The sequence below is a fragment of the Gilvimarinus gilvus genome (genome assembly GCF_030518155.1).
GTDB classification, from domain to species: Bacteria; Pseudomonadota; Gammaproteobacteria; order Pseudomonadales; family Cellvibrionaceae; genus Gilvimarinus; species Gilvimarinus gilvus.
The window spans coordinates 1-389 of sequence record NZ_JAULRU010000192.1 but is presented as its reverse complement, the minus strand read 5'-3'; the positions used below and the strand labels follow the sequence as shown (position 1 = coordinate 389).

Here is a 389-nt window from a genome sequence, read left to right as displayed (position 1 = left end):
CCGCCTGTCGCGGTTCTGAGGCGTCAGCTGCCTTGCTGGCGACAGGGCCGGTACCGGTCAGCGAAGCCGGGCCCTGCGACCACGCGCCACTGCGACCATCGTCGGCGCTGACGAAGCGCCACCAGCGTGCCAGACTGGTAGATCGGGACCGCGTTATCTTATTGCTTCGGAGTTTTCATGTCGTTGTCCAGCGGGCTGATCGCCGTGGTCGCCCTGGCCTATATGGCCATCATGTTCGCCATCGCCTTCTATGGCGACCGCCGCAGCACGCCGTTGCCGCCCAAGCTGCGTGCCTGGGTGTACAGCCTGTCGCTGGCCGTGTACTGCACCAGCTGGACCTTCTTCGGCGCCGTTGGCCAGGCCGCCGAACAACTGTGGGCGTTCTTGCC

The 389-nt window shown here is 65.8% G+C and carries 1 protein-coding gene; it reads left to right on the top strand.

Annotated elements, in window-relative coordinates:
- Positions 1 to 177: 177 nt before the first annotated feature.
- Positions 178 to 389 (top strand): hypothetical protein (locus QWI17_RS01585; protein WP_302720738.1); only part of this gene is annotated, 212 nt, incomplete at its 3' end.